Raw genomic sequence first — 18,534 nt, 5'->3', positions numbered from 1 at the left:
AAACTGATGTGTGTTATTAAAGACAAGGCTTAGGCCGTTAAAGAACCTTTCTCTGTACATAATAACTCGCCAACCAGTTTAGGCACCTCGATACTCGCCTTGCCGTAGCGCTTCTCTTCAAATTCACTTTCAACCGCACTTGGTTCGAGGTTTATCTCGATAGTATGTGCACCATGCATTTTCGCATCGTGAACAAAGCCTGCCGCTGGATAAACAACACCTGAAGTTCCGATAGAGATAAACAGATCCGCTTCTTCCAGTGCGGAATAAATGTCGCCCATTCTTAGTGGCATTTCGCCAAACCAAACAATATGTGGACGCATTTGTGCAGGGATTTGGCAGCAATGACAAAGTTCACCCGTTTCAATATCGCCTTTGTGCTCTACAACTTGATTGGATTCACTGCAACGCGCTTTTAAAAGTTCACCATGCATGTGAATAATGTTGTTGCTACCGCCTCTCTCGTGCAAATTGTCGATGTTTTGAGTAATGATGGTAACTTTGCCATCAAGCTTGTCTTCGAGCTCTCCTAGCGCCTTGTGGGCTGAATTGGGCTGAATGCTCTCACTTTGCAGGCCGTGACGACGCTTGTTATAGAAGGCTTGTACCAAGTCAGGATCTTTTGCGAACCCTTCAGGCGTCGCTACATCTTCGATTTTGTGGTTTTCCCATAGCCCGTCTTGTGCTCGGAATGTTTGTATCCCCGACTCTGCAGAGATGCCAGCGCCAGTAAGAATTACGATATTTCGATATGGGAAATGCATATAACGTCCTTTTAGATATGTCACTTTGTAACAGCTTAGCACTGTTCAAATTCCAACAATAGTTTTGGGGATTAGACCATAGTCTTAGGCAACTGAATTCATTGGCTATTTGTGACATAACTCGCTTGATAGTTGTGGTTGTTGTTACTCAAATTCTCTGTTTTGCTATCCATAGAAACAAAAAAGCGACCGAAGCCGCTTAGTTCTGTTCAACAGTTGTCTACTTGATGTGCTTTACCCCACCAAGTGAACAACGTTAGTCTTCGTTGATAGAAGAGATCTTATGGATTGAAAGATCCGCGCCGTTGAATTCGTCTTCTTCACTTAAGCGTAGGCCTGTTAGTTTGCTCAACACACCATAAACAATCATTGCGCCAATCAAAGCCACAGCAATGCCCGCTAGTGTACCGACAACTTGAGAAGCAAAGCTCACGCCCCCTAGCCCCCAGAATGTTTGCGAGCCGAAGATACCCGCTGCAATGCCACCCCAAGCGCCACATATGCCGTGTAGAGGCCATACACCTAATACATCATCAATCTGTGTTTTGTTTTGCATGTACGTGAACAGGTAAACAAACAATGCGCCTGCCACGCCGCCAGTCACTAACGCGCCTAATGGGTGCATTAAGTCTGAACCTGCACAAATAGCGACGAGACCAGCCAAAGGACCATTGTGGATGAAGCCCGGGTCATTTTTACCCGCAATTAGAGCCGCAAGAATACCGCCAACCATTGCCATGAGTGAGTTCATCGCCACTAAGCCGCTGATACCATTGATTACTTGAGCTGACATTACGTTAAAGCCGAACCAACCGACACATAAGATCCAAGAGCCTAGTGCTAAGAATGGGATATTCGATGGTGCGAAGTTGGTGTGTTTGCCTGCACGGATGCGACCTTTACGCATACCTAAGAAGTAAACCGCAACCAAAGCAATCCAACCACCTACGCCGTGAACCACTACCGAGCCTGCGAAGTCATGGAACACGTAACCAAACTGACCTTCTAGCCAATCTTGGAATCCAAAGTTGCCGTTCCAAATGATGCCTTCAAAAAATGGATAGATGAAACCAACCGTAAACAGTGTCGCAATCAAAATTGGATAGAAACGAGCACGCTCTGCGATACCACCAGAAACAATCGCAGGAATTGCCGCTGCGAATGTCATTAGGAAGAAGAACTTAACCAGTTCATATCCGTTGCCTTGCGAAAGTGTTTCTGCGTCTGCAAAAAAGTGTGCACCGTAAGCAACCCAGTAACCGATAAAGAAGTAAGCAATGGCGGAGACACCAAAGTCGGAAAGGATCTTAACCAGCGCGTTGACTTGGTTCTTCTTTCGAACGGTACCGACTTCTAGAAATGCAAAGCCAGCGTGCATCAAGAAAACCATGATGGCGCCGAGTAATAGGAATAAAGTATCTGAACTTTGGGTAAGGGTTTGTACTGCACTATGAACTTGAGTCACCGTTTCACTCATTAAAGCATTCTCCTTCGCTTTATTTGATTTGCACTGATATCGTGCGATTCAATGTTGTAATTAATTAAAGACTCAACAGTGAACGCAAGATGCGTTCCAAGTGTGTGGTGTAATTTTCGTGCAACAGTTTTTGCTTTTAACTTACTGATTAATTGATAATAAATTTATCGGTGCACTTTCTTGGTTCTTAATGAGCGTGAAAATGGAAACAAGAATTGCACCAATTAAGGGAGTTGCACCATATTGAAGCGGTCAATACTATGCTTCATTAAGTTTCGTTGCTGATTAGAAACAAAAAGCCCAATGACCGAAATCATTGGGCTTTCAAAAGGACTATTGTGCTAGATAATTCGCTATCTAGTGAGCCGATACTCGACTACAAGTTTGGACCTGTTGTCGGGTTTTGCGGTAGGTTTTGACTTAAACGCTGCATACCTTGATACATACGAATAAACCAAACCACAATCGCAACACCACCGAACAACATGCCTACATACGGTATGTAGTAAGCGATGTCATCGATAATATGATTTTGATACCAGTAATCGTTCACACCGATCAACACGCCATTAGAGGTCGCTACTGTCACGATAAGTACAACAAAGAACGTCAAGTTCAAGAAGAACGAGCGAATCAAGCCGTAGTAATGGGTATCCACTACTTCACCATCTTCGCCTTTATCTAAACGATAGCCCGCGTAGATGATGGCAACCACACCAGAGAGAAGACAAGTAAATGGCGTAAAGCAGCTTAGTATGTAAGCGACCCAAATACCTTTATGAGGTTTGTTCATTCTTATTCACCCCTTCCGTTTTCTCTGTTGCTGCGTTAGCGCTTTGTTCAACGCCGTTTTTCTCTTGTTCCATCACTTCTTTGTACCAAAGATCATGGTGCTCTTTAGCCCAAGTCTCATCAACTTCGCCTGTTACCATGCCTTCTAGTGCCCCTTCCATACCGAACAAGCCGATGTAGATGTGGAACACGAAACCACAGATAAGGATCAAAGCAGCCAACATGTGGACTAGGTTTGAGAGCTCCATATCTCGACGGGTTTGACCGAAGATTGGGAAGTCTAAAACCAAGCCACTGATCGCAGCCACACTACCCATAACAATCAATAGCCAGAACAGTGCTTTTTCACCCGCGTTCGAAAACTCTGCAGATGGATGAGAACCTTTATGTTTCCCGACCATACCACCCAGTTTCATGAACCACTGTACATCGACCATCTTGAAAATAGACTTGCGCCACCACTTGATGAGAACAGCCATCAACAGCACATAGAAAATCGGGCCGATGTAGTTGTGGTATTGCTTCGCCAATAGAACGATGAAGCCCCAAAGGTCTGTTGGAATGTACGGCTTCAAGAAGTGCTTACCGTAAACCAACATCAAACCACTGAACGCCAGTGTTAAGAAGGTAAAGGCCATACTCCAGTGCAAGGCACGGTCTAGTCGAGACCAACGTTTGATCTTACGGCCTGTTCTTGGCGCACTCAGCATTAATGGGCCAATCACAACGTACATTAGAGTAACGAAAGCAATACTGCCAAAGATAGCGACAGCACCGGCTGGTGACATCCACTTCTCTTTCAATATGTACCACGCTTGACCTGGGGTACTGATCAACACACCGTGCTCAGCCGATTGAGATGTGGTGTAACCTTCTTCACCGTTTCTTACTTGTCGCCAAAAATCAGCGCCAGCAAGTTGTGTGATTTCTCTTTCAGCAGAGCTCGATTGAGTTTGTGATGAGTTCGTCTCAGATGCATGACTCAAAGGAGACAGCATTGTTAGTGCTGCCAACATTGGCAGCACAACAAGGAAGAGACGCTTAAACATTGTAAGCATATGTCTCTCCTAACTAGCTCTTCATCGCATCGTAAGAAAGGTCATTGCCGTCTGTCCAGCCTGCACCCTTCGCACCACGTTCAACAACACGCTGGCGGAATACATCAGAGACTTTCTCTGCATCACCCGCTAGCAGTGCTTTGGTCGAACATAAAGAAGCACACATTGGTAGCTTGCCTTCAGCAATACGGTTCGCACCGTACTTCTGACGTTCTTCCACAGAACCTGGCTCTGTTTCTGGGCCGCCAGCACAGAAGGTACATTTGTCCATTTTACCGCGCTCACCAAAGGCTTCCTGTTTAGGAAATTGAGGTGCGCCAAACGGACAAGCAAACAAGCAGTAACCACAACCGATACACAGATCTTTATTGTGAAGTACGATGCCGTCTTCCGTATGTTCAAAACAGTCTGCCGGGCAAACTGCCATACAAGGGGCATCAGTACAGTGCATACACGCTACTGAGATAGAGTTTTCACCTGGTTCGCCATCGTTCAGTGTCACAACGCGACGACGTTGAATACCCCATTCCAGAGCATCATCATTTTCATTCTTACATGCAGTGACACAACCGTTACATTCGATACAACGCTTGGTGTCACAAAGAAATTTCATTCTAGCCATTTTAAGACTCCTTACGCTTTACGAATATTACAAAGGGTTACTTTCGTTTCCTGCATTAACGTGACAGGGTCGTAACCGTATGTGGTTGCTGTGTTAGCAGCTTCACCAATAACGTAAGGATCAGTGCCTTCTGGGTATTTAGAACGCAAATCTTCGCCTTGGAACTTACCACCGAAGTGGAATGGGATGAATGCCAGACCCGGTTTCACACGACGTGTAACCATCGCTTTCACCTTAATACGGCCCTTCTCTGCACCCTCAACCCAAACATCGTCACCGTCTTTAAAGCCGATGTCGTTTGCATCTTTCGGGTTCACTTCAACAAACATCTCTTGCTGTAGTTCTGCTAGCCAAGGGTTAGAACGGGTTTCTTCACCACCACCTTCGTACTCAACCAAACGACCAGAGGTCAGGATAATCGGGTATTCGCCAGATTTGTCTTGCTCTTGAATCGACTTGTAAAGCGTAGGAACACGGAAGATAGCTTCTTTGTCGTCCCACGTTGGGTAATCAGCAACTAGGTCGCGACGTGGCGTGTAAAGTGGCTCACGGTGCAGTGGTACACGGTCTGGGAATGTCCAAACAATCGCACGTGCTTTCGCATTACCAAATGGGATACAGCCGTGTTTAATTGCCACACGTTGGATACCACCTGAAACGTCAGTCTTCCAGTTTTTGCCTTCAGCAGCCGCTTTCTCTTCTGCAGTTAGATCATCCCACCAACCCAGTTGTTTCAGTAGTTTGTCACTGAACTCTGGGTAGCCGTCTTTGATCTCACAGCCTTTCGAGTAGCTGTCTTCTGCCAGTAGGCTTTGACCTTCAAACTCAACACCAAAACGAGTACGGAAGTTACCACCACCTTCAGCAACCGTCTTAGACGTATCGTAAAGGATGTGTGTACCCGGATGTTTCATCTCTGGTGTGCCCCAACATGGCCAAGGTAGACCGTAAGTCTCGCCATTTGCTGGACCGCCTTCTGCTTCTAGAGACGTTTTGTGGAATGTGTGCCAATTCTGTTGGTGTTCTTTCAAACGCTCAGGGCTTTGGCCTGTGTAGCCGATTGTCCACATACCTTTGTTGAATTCACGTGTAATATCTTCAATCAGTGGTTGGTTGTTCTCAACACGGATGTTTTTGAACAGCTGATCAGAGAAACCAAGCTTCTTAGAAAGCAGGTACATGATTTCGTGGTCAGGTTTAGATTCGAATAGAGGATCAACAACCTTGTCACGCCACTGTAGAGAACGGTTTGACGCCGTTACACTGCCGTAGGTTTCAAACTGAGTCGTTGCTGGTAGCAGGTAAACGCCGTCGGTACGATCATTCATTACCGCTGCAACCGTTGGGTATGGGTCAACAATAACCATCATATCCAGCTTCTGCATCGCTTTTTTCATCTCTGGACCACGAGTCTGAGAGTTCACCGCGTGACCCCAGTAGAACATGGCACGGATGTTTTCGCGTTGGCGAATCTTGTCTTTGTCTTCAAGTACGCCATCAACCCAACGAGATACAGGAATACCTGCACTGTTCATTGGTTTTTGACCGCCGTATGCGTTGTCGTCGAAACGGCCTTTCACCCAGTCAAAGTCGATATCCCAAACTTTTGACCAGTGACGCCAAGAACCTTCAGACAAGCCGTAGTAGCCTGGAAGTGTGTCTGACAGTACGCCAAGGTCAGTTGCGCCCTGTACGTTATCGTGACCACGGAAGATGTTTGCACCGCCGCCTGATTTACCGATGTTACCTAGCGCAAGCTCAAGTACACAGTAAGCGCGTGTGTTGTTGTTACCAGTCGTGTGCTGAGTACCACCCATACACCAAACGATACAACCCGGACGGTTTTCAGAAAGTAGTTTCGCGGTGTGGTATACGTCTTTTTCACTAACACCAGTTACGCGTTCAACTTCTGCTGGGTTCCACTTCGCGACTTCTTCACGGATCTCGTCCATGCCGAATACACGTTGTTTAATGAACTCTTTGTCTTCCCATTGGTTTGCAAAGACGTGCCATAACACACCCCAGATAAACGCAACGTCAGAACCTGGACGAAGAGAAACGTAGTGATCTGATTTCGCAGCAGTACGCGTACGACGAGGATCCGCAACAACGATCTTACAGTTGTTCTTCTCTTTCGCGATCAAGATGTGTTGCATCGCTACTGGGTGAGCTTCCGCTGGGTTTGAACCAATGAACAGCATCGATTTACAGTTGTGCATGTCATTGAACGAGTTTGTCATTGCACCGTAACCCCAAGTGTTCGCAACACCGGCTACTGTGGTTGAGTGACAAATACGTGCTTGGTGGTCAACGTTGTTGGTGCCCCAAAGCGAAGCCATCTTACGGAATGCGTAAGCTTGCTCGTTACTGTGTTTCGCACTACCTAGGAAGTAAACCGAATCAGGGCCTGACTCTTTACGAAGTTCTAGCGCTTTGTTGCCGATCTCTTCAATCGCTTGTTCCCAAGAAAGCTTCTTCCACTTACCGCCTTCCAATTTCATTGGGTACTTAAGACGACGTTCACCGTGGCCGTGTTCACGAAGTGCTGCACCTTTCGCACAGTGTCCACCAGCGTTGAATGGGTGATCGAATGCAGGCTCTTGACCTGTCCATACGCCATTTTGAACTTCAGCGTAGATACCACAACCCACAGAACAGTGAGAACAGATAGTACGTTTCACTTCTGTTTTCGCTTCTGGATCGACTGATTTAGCCTGTGCTTTCTTCATCATACCTGGTGCAAATAGACTTGCGCCTACCACTGCGCCACCAGCAGCTAATGAAGTGTTTTTCATGAAGGCACGTCGAGACACACCTAGCTGATTGGTTTCTTTGCTCACACTATCGGAGCGTTTGACAAGTTTCATCCGTTATCTCCTAAAGTGTGTCGTAGTAATCGCGAATGTGTTGCGTCTCACGATACCCTGTCTTCTTCACGTCTTCTTTCGAAATTTCAACAGTTTCTGAAGCGGTTGCCACTTTAGTTGTACCAGCGACAACGGCACCAGCAACGGCTGCAGTCGTCAAGCCTTTGAGTAGATCCCTACGGCTTGTATTTATATCTTTATTATCTTTCATCATTGCTTCCTTACCTTACGGTAGATCTTTTTTTGGAGGCTTAATGCCCCTCTATCGATATAATCGCGTACTGCTCGATTACTCGTAATCAGTGACGTTTTTCACATCAATCTTTAATTTGTGCTTACTGCTTTTTGTATTCACGCTAAAACGCACTTGTTCTAACGTTAAGAATGCTTCACACAGTTGAGCGGCCGATTTGTAGAAGTTCGCGCTTTCTGCCCCTTCAAGCTGACGCGTGAAAGAGTTAAACCAAGGGCCAAGGTGCTTATTGAATACCGCCTGTTGCAGTGCTTCTTCTTCAGCCGTTAGCATCGCCATCACTTCACACAGTGCTGCGATATGATCTTCCGGCTCTTTCACTTGATCGTCACGCTCAATGCCTAAAAGCTCTAAGTCATGACGAATCTCTGCCAATGGTTTTTCCATCATGGCGCCAGTGCGATGCCAAGAACCAAATGGAACGACTTCTCCACGCCCAATACCGATGAACAAATCTTGATATTCGTCTTCAAGAGCTTCACGGTTTGATTCTGTTGCCGCTTGTTGAATGGCAATCCAAGCCTTTTGCATTGCGCTTTCAGACGCTTCAATATCGAGTGTTTTTAGAAAGTCGATCACCTCTTCAGAAGGTGCGCTGCGAAACAGTGCGGATAGAACCAAATAGATCTCAGTTCTTAGTGTCTGTTCTTGTGCCTGATCCAAATTCGTTTCCAAGGCTAACTCCTAGTATTTCAATTGTTTCAATGGGTCTTGAGCCATTGAATCGAACATATCCACCACACGGCAGTCTTCACACATAGCAATACGATTAATCGCTGCTTCATCTGAAAAGTGAGAGTGACCGCGTAACTTGTTCTGTAACATGTCAATCATAGACTGAGGTGCGAATGGTTTATGGCAACGTACACATTCCGCAGCTTTCTCTTCATGAATCACAACTGCTTTTTGACGTTCTTCTTTTACCCAGTTCATACGAGGCGTAAGAGTCAGAACATTTTCAGGACATGCCTTTTCACACAAGCCACATTGAATACAGTCTTGTTCTACAAATTTAAGTGATGGAGAAGCCCCGTCGGTATGAAGTGCACGTGTCGGACACACAGCCACACAGCTCATACATAACGTACAATCTTTGCTATCACACGAAACGTTGCCGTAAGGTGCGTTTGACGGAAGCTCAACAATATTTTCAACAGGAATACGAGCTGAAGACATCGCATCAAGTGCTGTAAATAGACGTTGGCGCTTGTTGCCTTGAAGATCGCCAAGTGCAAGGTCGAATGAATCCACACAAAGTGTTGGAGGACATTCACGTAGAGATTCTAAGTACAGAATATCGATGGTTTCTTTTGGAATACCGATTTGATCTAGTAGTTCTTGAGCAATCCCTACTTCGTTATTCAGAACACGAATGATCGTTTCTGGCATAAAGCGAGATGCGGCAAACAGAACCTGAGTTGCGCCATTAACTAAAGCTGTAAACCAAGTATCGATACCAATAGATGGCAGTTCTTCTACGACAATTGGAATCACGTTATCTGGTAGCGCTTTAAGAGCCATCACGTTGTAAGTCTCATGACGTGAGCTACAGATAAGTACGATTGGATCCAGACCACCCGCTTGCTCGTAGTTAGCTAGCGTACGTTCAATGAATTTTTGAGTATCGTCAGGGTTAGGTAATGCGTAAGAGATAGCTTCTGTCGGACAGCTCGTTGCACACGTACCCACGCCTTGACATAGGTAAGGGTTAATCTCGATCTTATGACCCGTCTTATCTGAGCCTTCACTTGAAAGTGCACCAGCAGGACAAGCATCAACACAACGCTCACAACCTTTAACACCACGAGAACTGTGTGCACATAGGTCTGTGTCCAAACGGAAGAACTTAGGCTTATCAAACGTGCCCATTAACGTAGGAATTTCTTCTAACGCTTCAGCCAGTTTTGGATAACCACGACCTACTGGGTAATAACCAGGAACAGGTACTTCTTCAGTCATGCAGCTATTCAGACATAAGTCCAAAACCACATCAAAACAGTCATGATTGATTGCTACTTTTGCAAGGTTATTGGTTAGGCCTTTGTTTTCGATTAGAACTTCGAACGTACCAAGGAACCCTGAAACCTGAACAGCATTTGCGTAGTAAAGCTCTGACTCAGTATTCGTTGCCTTCACACCATCTGTCGAAAGCAGTGTTAGGCTTGTTAACTGAGGTAATTGAGCCGCAGCACTTTCAATGATCGCAGTTGGACCAATAACAAGTGTATTACCGCCGCTTTCGTAGCTAACAGTAGGTGGAATCAGATTTGTTAACTCAACTGTATTTTCAAATGCATACAGTCTTGCTTTAGCGTTATTTGAATTTGCTTGTTCTAATAATTGTTTAAGCATTGCTCAGTTCCATCTTTGGACATGGATAATCTGTTCAACCTTTATTGTAGTAAGCGAGAGAGAACTTGCTGAGTAATCCGTTAACAACTAACCCTTTAGCCAGTGTGTCGTTCGTCAGACCGTGAACTCGTCTATCTACAAAAAAGTTGATAATGAACGTTATTTTGCAAATGCCATGCCAATTTAATATGCCTTATATTTCAGTGATTTAATCCTATATAACGTTTATTGTGCGTATAAAAAAACCGCTTGGGACATTTTGTCGCAAGCGGTTCATTGAGTGTTTAGTCAAAATGTACCTATTCTTTGTGTGGTATATTTTGTCCCACCTCTTTCAGGTCTGCTTCGTCTGACATTGTAGCGTTATTATCCGATACTGTATTTTTATACAGTTCTTTTTCTTGTTCGGTTATTTCGGCACTTTCTGACGTTTCAAGTTTATTATCAGATACCTCAAGATCGCTTTCAGAATTTTCTAAAACTTCACCTTCGTCTTTATTATCAATGATTTGCTCTTCTTCTGGCGCAGTTTCTTCTTCCGTTTTGTCTTTAACCCAATCACGCAAGGTTTCCGCAACCCCTTCAGAAAGAGACTTCAAATTACTGTAATCGTCATCGTAATCGTCTAAGCCATCACGTACGTTAAACTCTTCTGAGAGAAATAACTTACGTAATGCGGCTTTTTTTACACTTTCTGAAGCTTCTGACACCAATAATTGAGCAACACACAAGTCTTCAGTCGTTTCTGATGCTATCTCCTGAGAGTCAATAGTTTGAGAATCGACAGCGTGTTCTGGAGACTCTTTTTCCAAAGTTCCACGTTCTAGTGACTCCGATGTTTCTGCGTCTATAGATGAAGCAGCAGACGAAGCCTCAGTGGAAGTAAGCTCAGTTTCCTCAAGCGTTTGTTGCGCTTCTAAAGGTTGCTCGGTTGATTCATCAAGCTTTCGTTGAGACCAACGGCTAAAAAAGTTAGTTGCCATTTGATCGACCCGCGCCTTTACGTTTCTTACGTCTTGCTTCTAATAACTCGCCATGACGACCGATGAATGCTTCCATCCAAGCTTGTACAGGCAATGGCATGTCGTAAGACAATACTTGGTTATCTCCGTCCATGTATTGGCCTGCGACTGTTTGTGATGCTGTCAGTAATTGAATAATAGGTTTACCGGAGTCAACATTATCCATAACTAAGAATAGCTTAGGTTGCTGAGAGCTTAGGTTGAAACGATAGTCTGTACGCTCGTCTTTGTGCAACTGAAGCGAACATACGTCTGGGGTTTCATGTTCAGGTGATAATTCAAAACCGATGAGTTCCCATTGAGTTGTTACCCAAATGCCAGTTTTGATCTCTTTCTCTATTCTTTGGACACCTATTGGCCAAGCTGATTCTGTTTTTTCGTAGTGTTCTTGGAATTCTTTTATCTCAGACATACTGCACCCAATTGATTTTCTTTATTCTGATCGTACGTAGGACATTTTGTACTTCGCATAATCATATACCCTCTACAAAGCAATAAACACGCCAATACATTTTAAGTCCTGCTCCGTCTTTAGTGCGTTTGTCGTAAAGTTACCCCTATAACGTTAGTCGATCGCGCTGGTTTGAGATAGTTAGTCTCGGTGAACTCTCATATTTTGCGCTATTTTAATCGAATGCTTCATGTTTTCTCGAATAGCCGCTATTTTGGAATGAGAATTGCTAAATGCTTGAGTTAAAGCTAAGACTGACTAAGTGACAGAGAACGCATGTATTCTAAAGAGTCGTATGATGACTCTTGCCTAACTTCTTATCCCTTATAATCGCTATCTCATTAAGTAGGACGTGACTGTGGTAAAACCAAACATAATAAAAACCAGTGAAAACCCACTTCAGACCATCGAAGTTGAAGTGTTTGATGAATATGGCGAAAAGCTAACGAAACAAATTGCGTGCGAGCGCCCTCTTACCGTTATGTTGAACTGGAAAGAGATCGTAACTCTAATGACATTGGGTTCACGCCCGGAAGCATTAGTCTTGGGTTATTTGAAAAACCAAAGCTTCCTTTCTGATCCAGAAGCCGTTGAATCAATCATCATCGACTGGGAAACCAGCTCAGCAGCGGTTATCACCAAAGAAGATACGAGCCAACTTGAGCAAGCGCTTAAGAAGAAGACAGTTACCTCTGGCTGTGGCCAAGGTACCATGTATGGCAACGTGATGAAGCAATTGGAAGATTACCAAGTGCCTCAAACCAAGATTAAGCAATCTGAAATCTATACGGCTCTAGAAGCGCTGACTCATTATAACGACACCTACAAGAAAGCGGGTGCGGTTCATGGCTGTGCTGTTTGCAAAGACGACAAGGTTCTATCGTTTGTTGAAGATGTTGGCCGACACAATGCCGTTGATACATTGGCTGGTGAGATGTGGCTTAACAAAGAGACAGGTGAAGATAAGATCTTCTACACCACAGGCCGTTTAACGTCTGAGATGGTGATTAAGGTTGCGCAGATGGGAATCCCTGTTCTACTGTCACGCTCTGGCGTTACACAAATGGGCTTAGATTTAGCGCAGAAGTTCGGCATCACTACGATTGCTCGCGCTAAAGGTTTACGCTTCCAAGTGTTCACGGGTGCAGACAAGATTGACTTTGATGTGAAAGGTGAATAATCAGCAGTCGGAAAAAAGCGTAGGTTTGATTGGTGATTCACTAACCGCTTCTAATTGTAAAGTTCTGATGTAAATAGTTAGTGACCCATCAAGGATAAATACATAGAAACTTAACTAGATACAAAAACGCCGTCATGCTTTTTAGTATGACGGCGTTTTTAATTTTCAATTTATAGCTTAATTTCCAACGCATAGAGTTGAAAACTAAGGCTAACTTAAAGCTTAGCCGCGTGCTTTCAAGAACTCAGCGTAAGTACCGCGGAAATCGTTGATCTTGCCATCTTTGATTTCAAGGATACGAGTTGCAAGCGAGTCTACGAATACACGGTCGTGAGATACGAAGAACAATGTGCCTTTGTAGTTCTCAAGAGCCAAGTTAAGCGCTTCGATAGATTCCATATCCATGTGGTTTGTTGGCTCATCCATTAGCAGGATGTTTGGTTTATGCATCATGATCTTACCAAGAAGCATACGACCTTGCTCACCACCAGAGATAACCTTTACAGATTTCTTAATGTCGTCTTGACCAAATAGCATACGACCTAGGAAGCCACGAACAACTTGCTCGTCTTCGCCTTCTTGGCGCCATTGGCTCATCCAATCAAACAAGTTCATGTCTGTCTCGAAATCGTGTGCGTGATCTTGAGCGTAGTAACCGATGTTTGAGTTTTCAGACCACTTGTACTCACCTGTGCGAGGCTCAAGAGCGCCAGCTAGTGTGTTAAGTAGTGTTGTTTTACCCACACCGTTCTCACCGATGATAGCAACACGCTCACCTACTTCGAAAATACCGTCGAACTTGTTGTATAGGTCTTCTTCAAAACCTTGAGATAGGTTTTCAACCACAAGTGCGTTACGGAATAGCTCTTTAGACTGTTCGAAACGGATGAATGGGTTTTGACGGCTAGACGCTTTAACTTCGTCTAGTTGGATCTTATCGATCTGCTTAGCACGTGACGTTGCTTGCTTCGCTTTAGATGCGTTAGCAGAGAAACGAGATACGAACGTTTGAAGTTCAGCAATTTGTGCTTTCTTCTTAGCGTTGTCAGACAGTAGACGCTCACGAGCTTGAGTCGCAGCCGTCATGTACTCATCGTAGTTACCTGGGAATAGACGAAGTTCGCCGTAATCAAGGTCAGCCATGTGTGTACAAACAGAGTTTAGGAAGTGACGGTCGTGCGAAATGATGATCATTGTGCAGTTACGTTGGTTTAGCGTATCTTCCAACCACTTGATGGTGTCCATGTCCAGGTTGTTCGTTGGTTCGTCAAGAAGCATGATATGCGGGTCTGCAAACAGTACTTGAGACAATAGAACACGAAGTTTCCAACCCGGTGCTACTTCGCTCATCAGACCGAAGTGCATTGATTCTTCAATACCTACCGCTAGAAGAAGCTCACCAGCTTTAGCTTCTGCCATGTAGCCGTCCATTTCAGCGAACTGAACTTCAAGGTCAGCCACTTTCATGCCGTCTTCTTCGCTCATTTCTGGCAAAGAGTAAATGCGGTCACGCTCTTGCTTAATAGCCCAAAGCTCTTTGTGACCCATGATAACCGTGTCGATTACCGTGAATTCTTCGTAAGCAAACTGGTCTTGGTTTAGCTTAGCAACGCGCTCGTTTGGATCGTAGCTTACGTTACCAGCACTTGGCTCAAGTTCACCAGATAGGATCTTCATGAACGTCGATTTACCACAGCCATTCGCGCCGATTAAACCGTAGCGGTTGCCTTCGCCGAACTTAACTGAAATATTTTCGAAAAGTGGCTTAGCGCCGAATTGTTGGGTGATATTTGCTGTGGAGATCAATGCCATTACCTTTTTAATGTGAAAAACGCCGCAACGTTACTTGTTCAGGGCTTTAACTGCAAGTATTGATTGCAATTACTGGCCATTAAGTGAGTGATAACCTAGCCAAATCATAGTTTGAACTGACTCACATTTTTGGTTTTCTATTTATCGCCGTAAAACCGTCGATTTTAAGGAAAAACAAAATATCGAACAGCGCACCATAATGGGCGGTATATAACGTCCCAAATCATGCCAACCATTGAATATATCGTATGCTGATTGGTCACAGTAAAAGCCAACCCGATCAACGCAACAGAAGACATAATAAAGATGCTCAAATACTAGCCTAATCCCTGACAATTTCATGACAAAATCGCTCGAAACAGGAATAAAGTACTCGCCCCCGACACGGGGTTGGATTTCACAAAGTCAGATTATCTAACTATAGTAATCCTAACCTCATAATTCTAAGAGACTTTTATGCGTTCACTATCGCGCTTCTTAATCCTCACTTTGGCCATTCTCTCTTGGCCTAGTCATGCCAACTTGGAATATGACTTACAATCTCAGCCGCAGGTATCCGATTCTGCTGTTGATCTCGATGATCGAATTGATTCGTTACCCGACCCCCTCTTTATGGAACCGTCGGACAGACGCCAAGTCAATATATTGCTCGCTGAAGTGCTACAAGTTCAAAAGCAGGAAATCAAAACCTTCGAGCAACAGATAAAAGCCTACAGAGCGAACAACGACGCCGATCAATGGTTTGCCGTTCAAACCAGTTACGTCACTTTGAATAGCTTGAATGTGAGCAAGCAACACCTGTTAGAGCAGACGAATTCCGCTAATAAAGAGCGCCTAACGGGTTTTGGCCCCTACGGCGTAACTCAATTTAAGCAAGAGTGGGAATTAACCAAGCTCAACATTGAGTATCTTGTTTATTTCCAAATTCGTAGCTTTAAAGCGCTTGTTAAAGACATCTTTATTTCGCCAGTGCCAGTGATTGGTGCCTCACTAAAAGTGTTATTCATCTACTTCGGTTTAGTGTGGTGGCTTGCCAACAGCACCCGCTTGATTGAACTGTTTCGAATTAACTTTCTTGAAGCGAAAACGAACCCTCCATTTTTAGTACGTGTGATCTGGTACATCAGCCGCGCTGATCGTGCGATTGCTTGGCTAATTGCCATCACATTGTCATTGAGAGTGCTTTCTAGTATCCCTAGTCTTCAACATTTGATTTTCCTGGAGATCTTCACTTGGTGGATTCTAGGTGGTTCGATTGCCATCAGCTTTATTTTGGAATTTGCCTACCGTTTAGGTCGTACATCAAATCAAGAAGTGATAGCACTACGCCTATCGACTATTCGTCGTTACGTGTGGAGCTTCATCGTTGCGGGTGTGATTCTCCAGATATCAAGTATTACGCTAGGCAAAGGTACGATTTACAGCTGGATTTACAGCGCTCTGTTTTTCTGGTTTGTGCTGGTCACGATCTCAGTTCTCAGACTATGGAGAGCGAAGGTCTTCGATACGTTGCAACACATCTCTGATCGCCCGGTTTGGGTGAATTGGGCAGTAAACCGCAAGGATACCTTCTTACTTAATATATTGGCGACGGCCATTGGCATCGTGTGGTTGAGTGTTTACAACTTTCAACATCGAATTATGGCCCTGCTATCCAATTACACTTTGTTTAGCCAGGCCTTAGCTTATCTATTTAGAATTGAAGTTGCTAAACAGTCTGACCTTGATAAGAATCAGCAAAACTTGGTTCGAATCAAAGGCGATCAAACCTATGAATACATTCTTCCGGGTAATATCGACAGTACGTTGATAGATTACGCGGGAGATGAAATTAAGCAGTTATCACGCTACTTAATGTCAGACAGCCCGGCTATCTGTATTGTGTCTGGCGAACGTGGTGTCGGCGCGACAACGCTGCTATATACCTTACTGCACAAAGTCTCTAACGCTGAGCCTGTATACGTGAGTTGCCCTTATGCGGGTTACCAAGAGCTTTTAGCGCATTTAGCCGTGAGCATTGGCTTGGACGAAGAAGCGACTGAAATTCAAATATTAGCGCATCTTCGTAAGAGCAATACCACTTACCTTATCGCGATTGATAACGCACAACGACTGGTGCAACCAATGGTCGGTGGCCTGTCTGATTTGATTCGTTTGACCAACCTTCTGCGTCGTTCTAAAAAGAACCACCGTGTCGTGATATCGATCGCCAAATCAAGCTGGCGATTTGTGGATAGAGCGCGTGGCGAACGTTTGCTGTTTGACTTGGTGTGTTTCCTTCCGCGTTGGACAGAGAAACAAGTGGGTGAACTTCTAAATAGCCGTATCAATACGGAGCTTGAGAAGCCGTTGTCTTTTGATGGTTTAGTAGTCCCTAAGCAATGGGACCAAGATGATATGAGTGAAGAAGAACGTGCACGCCAAGGTTTCTATCGAATTTTGTGGCACTATTCTGATGGCAACCCTACCGTTGCGCTGCGTTTCTTCCGACTCTCTTTGAACCGAAACAAAGAGACAGATCAAGCAGTGGTGCGTCTGTTCCATGTTCCTGAAGCCCAGGAGCTGGAAAATATGCCGAAACCTATGCTGGCTGTACTTCGTTCTATCGTACAACTGGAAATCGCTTCTCCGGAAGTATTGTCTGAATGTACACAGCTGAGCACGGCAGAGATAACGGGGATTCTGCGTTACTTTGAAAGCCGTGGTTATATTGGTTGGCATGAAGAAAAGGCTCGGATTTCTGAGCACTGGTTCCGCCATATTACGAACGTTCTCGACCGTCAACATCTACTGGTGAAGTAAAATGAAGAAGTTATTTATCCTACTATTTGTTGGCTTGGCAAGTGCTGTCAGTTTCCCGACCTTTGCGACGGAAGAGTTAGCTAACGTAGAAAACATCTCTAAAATAGCGAGCCTTGTGCGATGGAGCGGCGTGTTCTTCTCCATGATCGTTATTGCTGCGATGTGGTTATTGCTTAAGTTCATCAACTCGTTAGTGACCAGCTTTGGTAGTCAGTTCGTGCAATATCGAATGCTACTACAAAAACTGCAGTCGTTTACTCAGTTCTTCATCTATGTGAGCACCGGTCTTATCGTGTTCATGATGAGCTTTAGAATCAACGACCAAATACTGGCTTTGCTTGGTGGTACCCTCGCCGTGTCAGTCGGCTTTGCGCTTAAAGATTTGGCAGCTTCATTCATCGCGGGCATCACGGTAATGATTGATAGACCCTTTCAAGTTGGTGACCGCGTCACGTTCGAAGGCAACTACGGAGATATCATTACCATCGGTTTGCGTTCAGTGCGAATGAGAACGCTGAACGATGACATCATTACCATTCCTAACAACAAGTTCTTAAATGAAGTGACCACCAGTGGTAACTACGGTGCGTTGGACATGCAGGTGGTGATTCCGTTTTACGTCGGTATGGATGAAGACATCACCCTAGCCCGTGACTTAATTCAAGAAGCTGCGTCTTCGAGTCGTTACATCCACTTACCGAAGCCTGTCACGGTTTTGGTTAAACAGACGATTACCGATAACTACCTAGCGATACAGCTAACCTGTAAGGCTTATGTTGTGGATACTGCGTATGAGAAGCTGTTTGAAACCGACATTACCCTGCGTGTGATGAAAGAGTTTAAGAAGCACAACATCAACCCACCGAAGATTTCAGTGGCAGCGCATTAGGCTTGATGCTTTTGACGTTAGTTTCTTATAGCAAATGACTAACCATAAATAAAAACACCTCCGAACTTATCTCAAGTGCGGAGGTGTTTTTTATGGGCTTTTTATCTTCAGCTCAGTTGTATTTAGGCTAAACCTTAAAGTATTTCAATTGCTCAGTAAGGTGCTCTGTGGTGTTCGCCATTTTCTGACTGTC

15 protein-coding genes are annotated in these 18,534 nt (G+C 44.6%); 3 read left to right on the top strand and 12 right to left on the bottom strand.

The window, feature by feature from the left end; translation table 11 throughout:
* Window positions 1-29: 29 nt before the first annotated feature.
* From cobB to AB4623_RS15440, 11 genes are all read right to left on the bottom strand, one after another.
* A complete protein-coding gene (cobB, locus tag AB4623_RS15490) occupies window positions 30-764 on the bottom strand; it encodes a Sir2 family NAD+-dependent deacetylase (RefSeq protein ID WP_017063867.1) in 735 nt (244 codons plus the stop codon).
* A gap of 256 nt (window positions 765-1,020) precedes the next feature.
* On the bottom strand, window positions 1,021-2,241 hold the full coding sequence (locus AB4623_RS15485) for an ammonium transporter (protein WP_372146809.1): 1,221 nt from the start codon (window positions 2,239-2,241) through the stop codon (window positions 1,021-1,023).
* A 376-nt stretch (window positions 2,242-2,617) separates the two neighbouring features.
* Window positions 2,618-3,034: a hypothetical protein gene (locus AB4623_RS15480; protein ID WP_017059624.1), complete on the bottom strand. Its 417-nt coding sequence runs from the start codon at window positions 3,032-3,034 to the stop codon at window positions 2,618-2,620.
* Window positions 3,018-4,091, bottom strand: a complete 1,074-nt coding sequence (locus AB4623_RS15475; protein WP_102333340.1) for a formate dehydrogenase subunit gamma — start codon at window positions 4,089-4,091, stop codon at window positions 3,018-3,020. Before AB4623_RS15475 ends, AB4623_RS15480 begins: the two co-directional genes overlap by 17 nt.
* A 13-nt stretch (window positions 4,092-4,104) precedes the next feature.
* Window positions 4,105-4,713: a formate dehydrogenase FDH3 subunit beta gene (gene fdh3B, locus AB4623_RS15470; RefSeq protein WP_004733723.1), complete on the bottom strand. Its 609-nt coding sequence runs from the start codon at window positions 4,711-4,713 to the stop codon at window positions 4,105-4,107.
* Between the two features lie 11 nt (window positions 4,714-4,724).
* Window positions 4,725-7,580 (bottom strand): formate dehydrogenase subunit alpha, encoded by a 2,856-nt coding sequence (locus tag AB4623_RS15465; protein WP_017063869.1) that lies wholly within the window; start codon window positions 7,578-7,580, stop codon window positions 4,725-4,727.
* A gap of 10 nt (window positions 7,581-7,590) precedes the next feature.
* Window positions 7,591-7,791, bottom strand: coding sequence for a twin-arginine translocation signal domain-containing protein (locus AB4623_RS15460; protein WP_008217926.1), 201 nt, complete (start codon window positions 7,789-7,791; stop codon window positions 7,591-7,593).
* A 78-nt stretch (window positions 7,792-7,869) separates the two neighbouring features.
* Window positions 7,870-8,508 (bottom strand): molecular chaperone, encoded by a 639-nt coding sequence (locus tag AB4623_RS15455; protein ID WP_017059621.1) that lies wholly within the window; start codon window positions 8,506-8,508, stop codon window positions 7,870-7,872.
* Between the two features lie 9 nt (window positions 8,509-8,517).
* Window positions 8,518-10,185, bottom strand: coding sequence for a 4Fe-4S dicluster domain-containing protein (locus AB4623_RS15450; RefSeq protein ID WP_372146807.1), 1,668 nt, complete (start codon window positions 10,183-10,185; stop codon window positions 8,518-8,520).
* Window positions 10,186-10,484: 299 nt separating this feature from the next.
* Window positions 10,485-11,168: a DUF3306 domain-containing protein gene (locus tag AB4623_RS15445; protein ID WP_372146806.1), complete on the bottom strand. Its 684-nt coding sequence runs from the start codon at window positions 11,166-11,168 to the stop codon at window positions 10,485-10,487.
* Window positions 11,158-11,619 carry a DUF3305 domain-containing protein gene (locus AB4623_RS15440; RefSeq protein ID WP_102428857.1) on the bottom strand — a complete coding sequence of 154 codons (462 nt, stop codon included), beginning with the start codon at window positions 11,617-11,619 and terminating at the stop codon, window positions 11,158-11,160. Before AB4623_RS15440 ends, AB4623_RS15445 begins: the two co-directional genes overlap by 11 nt.
* 397 nt (window positions 11,620-12,016) lie before the next feature.
* Here AB4623_RS15440 and AB4623_RS15435 point away from each other — a divergent pair, with 397 nt between their 5' ends.
* The gene (locus tag AB4623_RS15435) at window positions 12,017-12,838 is read left to right on the top strand and encodes a formate dehydrogenase accessory sulfurtransferase FdhD (protein ID WP_017068189.1); all 822 of its coding nucleotides are present in this window, start codon (window positions 12,017-12,019) and stop codon (window positions 12,836-12,838) included.
* A gap of 222 nt (window positions 12,839-13,060) precedes the next feature.
* Here the strand turns inward: AB4623_RS15435 and AB4623_RS15430 are convergent, their stop codons facing one another.
* Window positions 13,061-14,644 carry an ABC-F family ATPase gene (locus AB4623_RS15430; protein WP_009846736.1) on the bottom strand — a complete coding sequence of 528 codons (1,584 nt, stop codon included), beginning with the start codon at window positions 14,642-14,644 and terminating at the stop codon, window positions 13,061-13,063.
* Between the two features lie 462 nt (window positions 14,645-15,106).
* Here AB4623_RS15430 and AB4623_RS15425 point away from each other — a divergent pair, with 462 nt between their 5' ends.
* Together AB4623_RS15425 and AB4623_RS15420 are read left to right on the top strand one after the other, a co-directional pair.
* Window positions 15,107-17,452, top strand: coding sequence for an ATP-binding protein (locus AB4623_RS15425; RefSeq protein ID WP_102428858.1), 2,346 nt, complete (start codon window positions 15,107-15,109; stop codon window positions 17,450-17,452).
* Between the two features lies 1 nt (window position 17,453).
* Window positions 17,454-18,341, top strand: coding sequence for a mechanosensitive ion channel family protein (locus tag AB4623_RS15420; protein ID WP_372146805.1), 888 nt, complete (start codon window positions 17,454-17,456; stop codon window positions 18,339-18,341).
* Window positions 18,342-18,534 lie beyond the last annotated feature (193 nt).

The sequence above is a fragment of the Vibrio sp. 10N.222.52.C12 genome, from assembly GCF_041474215.1.
Lineage (GTDB): Bacteria > Pseudomonadota > Gammaproteobacteria > Enterobacterales > Vibrionaceae > Vibrio > Vibrio crassostreae_C.
Note: the sequence above shows the minus strand (reverse complement) of the source record. Positions and strands in the feature narration are given on the sequence as shown.

What these genes read in the sequence shown, in the direction of transcription:
- AB4623_RS15445 (WP_372146806.1), bottom strand. Translation starts at nt 11,168, where the DNA reads ATGGCAACTAACTTTTTTAGCCGTTGGTCTCAACGAAAGCTTGATGAA.
- AB4623_RS15420 (WP_372146805.1), top strand. Translation starts at nt 17,454, where the DNA reads ATGAAGAAGTTATTTATCCTACTATTTGTTGGCTTGGCAAGTGCTGTC.
- AB4623_RS15485 (WP_372146809.1), bottom strand. Translation starts at nt 2,241, where the DNA reads ATGAGTGAAACGGTGACTCAAGTTCATAGTGCAGTACAAACCCTTACC.
- AB4623_RS15475 (WP_102333340.1), bottom strand. Translation starts at nt 4,091, where the DNA reads ATGCTTACAATGTTTAAGCGTCTCTTCCTTGTTGTGCTGCCAATGTTG.
- AB4623_RS15450 (WP_372146807.1), bottom strand. Translation starts at nt 10,185, where the DNA reads ATGCTTAAACAATTATTAGAACAAGCAAATTCAAATAACGCTAAAGCA.
- AB4623_RS15465 (WP_017063869.1), bottom strand. Translation starts at nt 7,580, where the DNA reads ATGAAACTTGTCAAACGCTCCGATAGTGTGAGCAAAGAAACCAATCAG.
- AB4623_RS15480 (WP_017059624.1), bottom strand. Translation starts at nt 3,034, where the DNA reads ATGAACAAACCTCATAAAGGTATTTGGGTCGCTTACATACTAAGCTGC.
- AB4623_RS15440 (WP_102428857.1), bottom strand. Translation starts at nt 11,619, where the DNA reads ATGTCTGAGATAAAAGAATTCCAAGAACACTACGAAAAAACAGAATCA.
- fdh3B (WP_004733723.1), bottom strand. Translation starts at nt 4,713, where the DNA reads ATGGCTAGAATGAAATTTCTTTGTGACACCAAGCGTTGTATCGAATGT.
- cobB (WP_017063867.1), bottom strand. Translation starts at nt 764, where the DNA reads ATGCATTTCCCATATCGAAATATCGTAATTCTTACTGGCGCTGGCATC.
- AB4623_RS15460 (WP_008217926.1), bottom strand. Translation starts at nt 7,791, where the DNA reads ATGAAAGATAATAAAGATATAAATACAAGCCGTAGGGATCTACTCAAA.
- AB4623_RS15425 (WP_102428858.1), top strand. Translation starts at nt 15,107, where the DNA reads ATGCGTTCACTATCGCGCTTCTTAATCCTCACTTTGGCCATTCTCTCT.